This is a genomic window from Rothia nasimurium (assembly GCF_042660305.1).
GTDB classification, from domain to species: domain Bacteria; phylum Actinomycetota; class Actinomycetes; order Actinomycetales; family Micrococcaceae; genus Rothia; species Rothia nasimurium.
Map to the genome: position 1 here is coordinate 113,861 of NZ_JBHSTW010000025.1, position 9,046 is coordinate 122,906.

Sequence of the window (9,046 nt, forward strand, 5' to 3'; positions counted from 1 at the left end):
TTGCCCGGTAGCTCACGGCTTGGCAGACCTCTAGCTTATTGTGAAATACTCACAATAAGGCTAGTATGGTGACATGATGTCACTAAGGAGCACCCCCGGAACCCAGGCCTGCCATCACATCCCCGGCAGTGCCGAAACTCCCGCCAGCGCCCACCACGAAGCCTGGTCGGCCCAGCTCCGAGCCAAGGGTCGCCGCGTTACCAAGCAACGCCTGGCCGTCCTTACCGCTGTACACGATAACCCTCACTCCAGCGCAGAAGCCATTGTCACCGCCGTCCGTCAGGAGCTGCCGGGTATCACCGTCCAGTCGGTTTACGTTGTCCTCACCGACCTCACCGACATCAATATGCTCCGCAAGTTCGAGCCACCGGGATCAGCTGGAATCTACGAGACCCGCACCGGCGACAACCACCACCACGCCTACTGCATTCGCTGCGGCAAGGTGCAGGACGTGGATTGCGCCGTCGGCTCCGCCCCCTGCCTGACCCCCAGTGATTTTCATGGCATGGCCCTGCTCAGCGCCGACGTCCTCTACCGAGGCATCTGTGCAGACTGCCAAAAAACCGACGAAAAAGAAGTGGCCCTCGCCCAAGAGGCAGCTGCCCAGCAGGCACTAGCTGACCAAGGCAGAGCGCCAGTACCCCTGCCTGCCCCCTAGAACCACACCTAGAAGCTGGCAGACAACAATCCCACACAGGAAAGATAGGAAAAATGAACAACCCGATTAAGCCCGGTTCATTTACCACCACTACCCAGGGTGCCCCCGTTGCCTCAGACAACAACTCCCTGACCGTAGGTGCCGACGGCCCCATCGTCCTGCACGATGCCTACACCGTCGAAAAGCTAGCCCAGTTCAACCGCGAACGCGTCCCCGAGCGCGTCGTCCATGCTAAGGGCACCGGCGCTTTCGGCGTCTTTGAGACCACTGAGGACGTCTCCAAGTACACCCGTGCAGCCCTCTTCCAGCCCGGTGTATCCACCGAGATGCTGATTCGCTTCTCCACCGTTGCAGGTGAGCAGGGTTCACCCGACACCTGGCGCGACCCCCGCGGTTTTGCGGTCAAGTTCTACACCACCGAGGGTAACTACGACCTGGTCGGTAACAACACCCCCGTCTTCTTCATCCGCGACGCCATCAAGTTCCCCGACTTCATCCACTCCCAGAAGCGTCTGCCCGGCAACGGCCTGCGCAACAACGACATGCAGTGGGACTTCTGGAGCCTGCGCACCGAGTCAGCCCACCAGGTAACCTGGCTCATGGGTGACCGCGGCATCCCCGCTACTCTGCGCCACATGGACGGCTTCGGTTCACACACCTACCAGTGGATTAACGCCGAAGGTGAGCGTTTCTGGGTCAAGTACCACTTCAAGACCGACCAGGGCAACGACTTCCTGACCGGTGCTGACGCTGAGCGTATCGCTGGCGAAAACGCTGACTACCACCGTCAGGACCTCTACGAGGCTATCGAGCGCGGCGAGTTCCCCTCATGGACTCTCTACGTTCAGGTCATGCCCTACGAGGACGCCAAGACCTACCGCTTCAACCCCTTCGACCTGACCAAGGTCTGGCCCCACGCAGATTACCCCCTGATCAAGGTGGGTAAGATGACCCTGAACAAGAACCCCGAGAACTTCTTCGCTCAGATTGAGCAGGCTACCTTCTCACCCTCCAACTTTGTTCCGGGTATCGCAGCCTCCCCCGACAAGATGTTGCTGGGCCGCATCTTCTCCTACCCCGATGCACACCGTTACCGTGTAGGCACCAACTTCGCTGACCTGCCCGTCAACTACGCGAAGAACGCTGAAGTGAACAACTACAGCCAGGACGGCGCTATGCGCTACACCTTCAACAGCCCCGATACCCCCGTCTATGCCCCCAACACCTTCGGTGGCCCCCACGCTGACGCTGCCCGCGCCGGTGAGGGTTCTTGGGAAGCTGATGGCGCCCTGGTTCGCGCTGCTGCCACCCTGCACGCTGAGGACGACGACTTCGGCCAGGCCCGCACCCTCTACGCCGATGTCATGGACGATGCCGCTAAGGCCCGTCTGGTTGAGAACATCGCGGGTCACGTTGGCGCTGTTGTCTCTGACGAGATTCGTGAGCGTGCCTTCAAGTACTGGGATTCAGTCCACGAAGAGCTGGGCGCCCGCGTGCGTGAAGCCTACAAGCACAACAACGAGAAGAGCAACGAGCCCACTCCCCAGACCGCCTAAGGTCTGCGGTAAAGCCTAGCTTTTCGCAAGAAAGCCGCCCCCGGCGTCCTGATAGTCAAGGACGTCGGGGGCGGCTTTATGTGCTGCAGGCATATGGAGCGAGGCCCCGGCGCTGTGCCGTATTAGGCAGCGCGCTTTATTCGGCGATGTGCTTGGGGGCGTCTTCTTCGTCGCGTTCCTTCTTCTCAAAGGGCCACCACCAGGCTGCTTCGCCCAGCAGGTACATGGTGGCCGGGATGAAGGTGGTGCGGATCAGGAAGGCGTCCATAGCAACGCCCAGGGCCAGGGCGAAGCCGATGGGGCGCACGGCGGTGAGGTGGGAGAAGATGAAGCCTGCGAAAACGGCGACCATGATGACGCCGCAGGCGGTCACAACGGCCCCGCCCTGCTTGTACCCCAGCACAACGGCGTCGCCTGCCGAGTGGCCCTGACGGTGGGCATCTCGCATGCCCGAGACGATGAAGATTTGGTAGTCCACCGAGAGGCCGAAGAGGATGCCGATCAGCAGGATGGGCAGGAAGGCCAGGATGGGGCCGGGCTGGGTGACGCCGAAGATGTCGGCGAGCCAGCCCCACTGGTAGACGGCGACGACGGCGCCGAAGGAGGCCAGGGTGGAGAGCAGGAAGCCGATGGTGGCCATGACCGGCACGATGATGGAGCGGAAGACAAAGGCCATGAGCACCAGGCAGAGGGCAATCATCACCCCGAGGTAGAGCGGGATAGAGCTTGAGATACGCTCTGAAATCTCGATGTTAGCCACGGTAGAGCCGGTCAGGCCGATAGTGGTTGCGGTGGCTTTTTCGGTGGCTTCGAGCTTGTCGTTCATGGAGTGAACGGTGGCGAGGGTGCTGTCTGCCGAGGGCCCTTCGGTGGGGAAGAAGGCCAGGATGGCGGTAGCGTTGTCGTCACTGGTAGCGACGATGGCGACACTTTCAATTTTGTTGTTTTTGAGGCGGTCGGCCACGTCAAGGGCTACGTCGCGCAGGCGGGCTTCGTCGCCGGGGACGGTGAGGGTCAGGCCCGCGATGATGGGGCCGTTGACGCCTTCACCGAACTTTTCGGAGATAGTCTGGTAGGCCTGGTAAGAGGTTGAGTCGGTGGCCTGGTAGGAACCGTCGGGCAGGCCCAAGCGGAGGGAGGTGGTGGGAATGATAGCCAGTACCAGCACGGCTACCGCTACGAAGGTCATGGCGAAGGGGTGGCGGGTGACGAAGCCGCCCCAGCCCTTGTAGGCCGCTTCGATTTCGGCGAAGGCTTCGCGGCGGTTGCGGGGTACCTGGATTTCCTGGGTGCGGGCCAGGTTGAGCTGGGTGAGTTCTTCTCGCTGGGCACGGGTCAGCAGGCGGGTGCCCAGCAGGCTCAGGACAGCCGGTACCAGGGTCAGGGAGGAAGCCACGACCAGGGCTACGGCGAAGGCCCCGGCAAAGCCCATGATGGCCAGGAAGGGCAGGCCGGTGAGGCAGAGGGCTGAGAGGGCGATGATGTTGGTCATGCCGGCAAAGAGCACGGAGTGGCCCGCGGTCGAGTTGGCGGTGCCTACCGCATCGAGCACGTCGGCGCCGTCGCGCAGTTCTTCGCGGAAGCGGTAGAGAATCAGCAGGGCATAATCGATGCCGACGCCCAGGCCCAGCATGAGGGCGAGGACGGGGTCGGTTGCGGTCATGCCGATAAAGGCGGTGCTGGTGTAGACCAGGGCAACGGCGGTACCGGCTCCAATCAAGGCAAGCACCAGGGGTAGACCGGCGGCGACTACCGCCCCCAGGGTAATCAGCAGGACGATAAAGGCCACGACCAGGCCAATAATTTCTGAGATGCCAAAGACGTCACTGACGTCCTGGTCGAGTTCGTAGCTGTAGTTGACGGTCAGGCCGGTGTCTTTGAGCGTATCAAAGGTGCTAAAGACTTCTTCCCGTACCGAGGTGGGTAGGGAGTTGGTGTCCTGGTTGAAGGCAATATTGACGATGGCCGCGGTGCCGTCTTCGCTCACCATGTTGGCATCGGCTGCCGCGTCAAGCTCACGCTGGGCGGCATCGACCTTATCCTGGTTCGCGCGCAGGGTGGTGCGGGCTTCAGCTAGGGTAGCTTCCTGGGCTGCCAGATCGGGGGCAAGAGCGGCGATTTCTTCCTGGCTGAGCCCCTGGGGTAAGGCAGCTTTCGCAGCGTCCAGCTGGGCTTGACCCTCATCGATCTGGGTTTTGGCCTGTTCCAGCTGGGCTTTAGCGTCCTCCAGCTGGACGGAGGTCTGTCTCACCGCATCCGCCGCTATGAATGGGTCGAGGGATCCGGCGACTTCGGGTAGCTTATCAATGGTGGTGACGGCCTGAGCGATAGCCTGCTTCTGGGTGTCGGTAAATCCCCCGTTGGCCTCAAGCACTACATAGCCGCTGGAAATACCGTTATCGGGTATCTTGGCCTGCAAGTCTTCCCGAACCGCCTCAAAGGAGGCCCCCGGCATGGTGTAACTGGCTGTCGCACCTCGTGCTAGGGTCAGCGCCCCCACCCCGGCTAGGGTCAATAGCACCAGCCACAGCACGATGGTGGTGCGGGCATGACGAGCCGCAGTAAGGCCGAGCGTGCGCAGGGCACCGGTCATGGGGGAACTCCTGGGTAAAGGCTGGGGGTTACTGTGATTCTACTACTGAAATGAGCTGGCGTACCTGTTCCATGGGTAGGGTGGCGTGGGGTGCCAGTGCGTTAATACGTACAGCGCTACCGTCACCTGCGGCAAAGAGTTTGAGGGCCTCAAGTGCCGGGGCGCTACGAACTACCAGGGTTGGGTCTAGAGCTGCTACCTCGGCAGCCGTTGTGAAGACCAGGGCCACATTTTCTTCGCTCTCGTCATCCTTCTTGAGAATAACGGGACGACCTGCCGGGTCGTCTGCCCGAACACCCAGAAGAAGCACCGAGGCTGGTGCAGTAAGGGACATGAGCAAATCATGCATGTTTTCCTCAATGAGGGCACGTTGGGCAGGCATGTTGTGCGGGGATCCAAGCACCCACTGAATCTGGGCCTTTTCGATGAAGCATTCGTGGTCGCTACCGGGGTCAAGCACCAGCACGTCGATGCTGTCGTCGTGGGCTACCTGCAAGAAAACCTTCATGGCGTGTTCCACCACCAGGCGGGGGTGGGGTTCGTTCAGCACCTGTCTCGAGTAGGCTTGAGCCGGTTCTGTTGCCGTGTAGGCGGTCAGGGCCCGCATGCCGTTGGCCAGGCGAAGCACCTGGTAGTTGAGCTGGGGGGTGCCATCGGGTGTGACGGTACTCTGACTGATGTCCATCAGCAGGTTACCGCCCATGGCGGTACGGACGACGTTCGCCAAGGACTGCTCGCTCCTGGCGGCTGCAAAGCCTGCCAGGGCCTCGGTCAGGTAGCGGTTAACGGGGCCTACCGGCAGGCCCCCTTCCCCGCCGGGCTCAGCAAAACCTGCGCCCCGGCGTCCTGCCAAACGCACAGCGGCCCAGTCAGGCACATGCTCGGGGTCGCGGGGGAAAAGCTCAAAGTGGGCGCGGATATCGCGGGCGCTCAGGCGGCCCTCGCCCTTCCAGTCCACCGGCTCGTGGGCACGGTCGTAGGAGGCCCCAATCTGGTACTGGGGCTCAGGCCAGTTGCTGGCGGTAATCACCACAGAAGCGGTGAACCAGGTGCCCTCCCCCTCAACGAAAGAGGCGTGCTGCAGCTGTTCGATAGCGGGCAGCACCGGGCTATCTGACTTCACCGGGCCCACGGTACCCACATAGTCCTGTTCATCGCGTGATTCGGTAATACGCACAAAAACGGTCTCAGACAGGGGCTTGATATCGAGCACCAGCTCATTCCAGCCGGGTTCAACCTTGACCGTATCCAGCATCCAGCTACCGATAGCGTTCAGGGCATCTTGCACCATAGCGGGGCGTTCAATCTCGGTGTAACGGGGCGAAGAGGGCGACATACTGTTCCTGAAGGTTTGGGCGAAGCAAAACCCTGCGCGGCGCTACACACTTAGCAGGGCCACAGGGTGCGAGTTATCTCCCCTATTAAACCAAGAAACTCCCCACCCCGGGGCAGAGTACACCGCCCTTCTCACTGAGTGATTCACCCCCAGTTGCAGGAAGGTAGCTGAATATGTCAGAAATTCAAGCTCTTACCGCGGCAAAAAGGTGCGGGAGCACCGCAAGAGTTGCTAGCCTTGACCGTATGACTACTACACTGCAGGATCTGATTGACGATTCAATCTTTATCTCCACCGAGTACCAGGCCCGTCTTGCTGAAATCAGCGGCGGCGCAGAATGGACGGTGGACTTCTCTGCACCGTCATTCACCCTCCAGTCTGATGCTTCCGTAAGCCTCACCCCCTACCTGCTGGGCACCGAATCTGAGAACCGCGGTTCCTGGATCTGGTCCTGGCAGGAGCTCGGTCACTTCCCCGACCGCGTCGTTTCGGCAGCAATCCAGGCGCGTGAAGGCGGAGCGAAGCACAGCATCTCTGAGCTCACCACCGACGAGCTCCCCCTCGACTCGGGCCTAGCCCGCAAGCTAACCCTGGCCTCCAAGGCCCTGACCGGCATCTACGCCCACTACCCCGTAACCGCCGGGGCGGGCGTCCGCGCCTGGATTCTGCTCGATGGCAGCCAGCTTGAACTTGAGGCCCCCACCGTTAACCGCATGGGCCAGGTCATGGCCCAGGCCCTGCAGACCGGCACCGCCGTGAACCACCTGCGCGCCGTAGACTCCTACGCCAAGCTGCGCGGTGCCCACATTGCCTGGGACACCGAGGCAACCGCTGTCATCACCGCATCGGACGGCGCCCTGCGCCTCTGGTTCGACAACGGCAAGATCTCGGGTATCGAGGCTGCTGAGCCCCAGGCTGGGGCCGACGAGCTGGCCCGCCTGGCTCGGAGCGCCCGTGATCTGCGTGAGCAGCTTGCTGCTGAGCGTCAGGGCATCGAAGCTGTAGCAGCCCAGGAGGCCGCTACCCAGATCGCAGCCCGCGAAGAGGCTAACCGCCTGGCCGCTGAAGAAGCTGCCCGCGAAGACGAAGCCCGCGCCGAAGCTGCCCGCGCAGCCGAGGCTGAAGCCCTGGCCGCTGAACAGGCCGCCATCGAAGCTCGCGAGGCTGAAATCGCTGCCGCTGAAGAGCGTGCCGCAGCTGAAGCCGCTGAAGCTGAGCGCCGCGAGAAGGAACGTGCCGAAGAGGCCGCCCGCGAGGAAGAGGTCGAAGGTACCATCACCACCGACCGCGTCTACCCCAACGCCGAGCAGCCCTACGACCGCGAGCCTGCCGAGGACGCCCGCCCCGGCCGCGTCACCACCAGCGCTATCGCCGACGAGGACATCGTGCGCGATGAGCATACTCAGGTAGAAGAGCCCGCAGCGTCCTCTATTGCCGCCGAGCAGGTTATCGAAGAAGCTGAGACCGATCAGGCTCCTGCCGGTTACGAGCAGGTTGAAGAGCCTGCCCGCCCCGCCTCAGAGATTCGCCTGGCTGGCCAGGCCCCCGACCTTGAGGCTGAGCGCGCAGAAGCTGCGACCAAGCCCAAGCCTAAGGAAGAAAAGAAGGGCTTCTTCAGCCGCTTCTTCGGCCTCTAGGCCCTCGCATAGAGCACCTGTCAGTGGCTACCCGGTCTACCCCGGGTAGCCACTTTCTCGTAGCGCCTGCGGCCCGCCTCGCTGCGGGCTGCAGGCGCCCACCACCACAAGACCCCACCACCGAGAGAAGCACGAGGAAGACAGCGGTGAGCACAGCCAAAAATGAGCAGGTAGTAGGCGGCCTCTACGCCTTTTTCTGCTACCTGATCTGGGGGCTCTTCCCCCTCTACTTCATGCTGACAGCACCAGCCACTCCCCTAGAAATCGTGGCGGGCCGGGTGCTCTTTTCGCTGGTCTTCTGTTTAGCCCTGCTCCCGCTCACCCGGCAGGTCAAAAACCTGCTGACGGTGCTAGGTAACCTGCGCCAGGTCGGCCTTCTACTGGTCGCTAGCTTGCTTATCTTCGGCAACTGGCTGCTCTACGTCATTGCCACCACCAGTAACAACGTCATGGAAGCCTCCCTGGGCTACTACATCAACCCCATTGTCTCGGTCGCCCTAGGCGTCGTCTTCCTGGGTGAGCGCCTGCGCCCCCTCCAGTGGGCCGGTATCGGTGTTGCTGCTCTCGCGGTGCTGGTGATGGTGGTCTTTTACGGCTCTGTACCCTGGCTGGGTTTGGGGTTGGCTTTCACTTTCGGTTTCTACGGGCTGGTCAAGAAACGAATCGGGGCAGTGCCCGCCCTGGTCTCTTTGACCATGGAGACCCTGCTCCTAACCCCGCTGGCAGCTGTGCTGATGTGGTACTTTGCGCACAGCGGTCAGCTTACCCTGCTGACAGAAGGCCCGGCCCATTTCTGGATTCTGGTAGCCAGCGGCGTCCTCACGGCAGTGCCCCTGCTTCTCTTTGCGGGAGCCGCTGCCCGCGTCCCGCTCTCTGTGCTGGGCATGGTGCAGTACGTTGGCCCCACCATTCAGTTCCTCGTTGCCCTGTTCGTGACCCAGGAACACCTCTCAGCAGGCCGCTGGGCAGGCTTCGTGCTGGTGTGGGTCGCTGCGGCCTTCTTCATCACCGACTCCCTGCTCACCCAGCGCAGGGCACGAACCCGCATGCCGTCCGCCGAGGTTCCCTCCCCCGACACCAACACAGGTATGCTGCCCCAGATCAAGAACGACTAGGCAAGATCAAAGCCGTCTGAGACAGCCCCACAGAAAAACAAGCACATAAAAGCAGCCCAGGCCCGCAATCTGAACTGCTCCCCATAAGTTGGACTACTAAAAAACAGTCACCAACTAATGGGGAGCATCTCCTATGCGAGCACGAAGCTCA

At 61.9% G+C, this 9,046-nt stretch carries 6 protein-coding genes; 4 read left to right on the top strand and 2 right to left on the bottom strand.

The features are described from left to right. Nucleotides 1-76 precede the first annotated feature (76 nt). The gene (locus ACFP6B_RS10555; RefSeq protein WP_377129821.1) at nucleotides 77-658 is read left to right on the top strand and encodes a Fur family transcriptional regulator; all 582 of its coding nucleotides are present in this window, start codon (nucleotides 77-79) and stop codon (nucleotides 656-658) included. Nucleotides 659-711: 53 nt separating this feature from the next. Continuing rightward, nucleotides 712-2,214 carry a catalase gene (locus ACFP6B_RS10560; RefSeq protein WP_377129809.1) on the top strand — a complete coding sequence of 501 codons (1,503 nt, stop codon included), beginning with the start codon at nucleotides 712-714 and terminating at the stop codon, nucleotides 2,212-2,214. A 136-nt stretch (nucleotides 2,215-2,350) separates the two neighbouring features. Here the strand turns inward: ACFP6B_RS10560 and ACFP6B_RS10565 are convergent, their stop codons facing one another. Together ACFP6B_RS10565 and ACFP6B_RS10570 are read right to left on the bottom strand one after the other, a co-directional pair. After that, the gene (locus tag ACFP6B_RS10565) at nucleotides 2,351-4,807 is read right to left on the bottom strand and encodes an MMPL family transporter (RefSeq protein WP_377129811.1); all 2,457 of its coding nucleotides are present in this window, start codon (nucleotides 4,805-4,807) and stop codon (nucleotides 2,351-2,353) included. Nucleotides 4,808-4,835: 28 nt separating this feature from the next. Then, nucleotides 4,836-6,143, bottom strand: a complete 1,308-nt coding sequence (locus ACFP6B_RS10570) for an SseB family protein (protein ID WP_377129813.1) — start codon at nucleotides 6,141-6,143, stop codon at nucleotides 4,836-4,838. Between the two features lie 245 nt (nucleotides 6,144-6,388). On the opposite strand from ACFP6B_RS10570, the gene ACFP6B_RS10575 reads away from it, so the two are divergent. Continuing rightward, nucleotides 6,389-7,780 carry a DUF6882 domain-containing protein gene (locus tag ACFP6B_RS10575; protein ID WP_377129815.1) on the top strand — a complete coding sequence of 464 codons (1,392 nt, stop codon included), beginning with the start codon at nucleotides 6,389-6,391 and terminating at the stop codon, nucleotides 7,778-7,780. A 146-nt stretch (nucleotides 7,781-7,926) separates the two neighbouring features. Then, a complete protein-coding gene (rarD, locus tag ACFP6B_RS10580; RefSeq protein ID WP_377129817.1) occupies nucleotides 7,927-8,895 on the top strand; it encodes an EamA family transporter RarD in 969 nt (322 codons plus the stop codon). Nucleotides 8,896-9,046 lie beyond the last annotated feature (151 nt).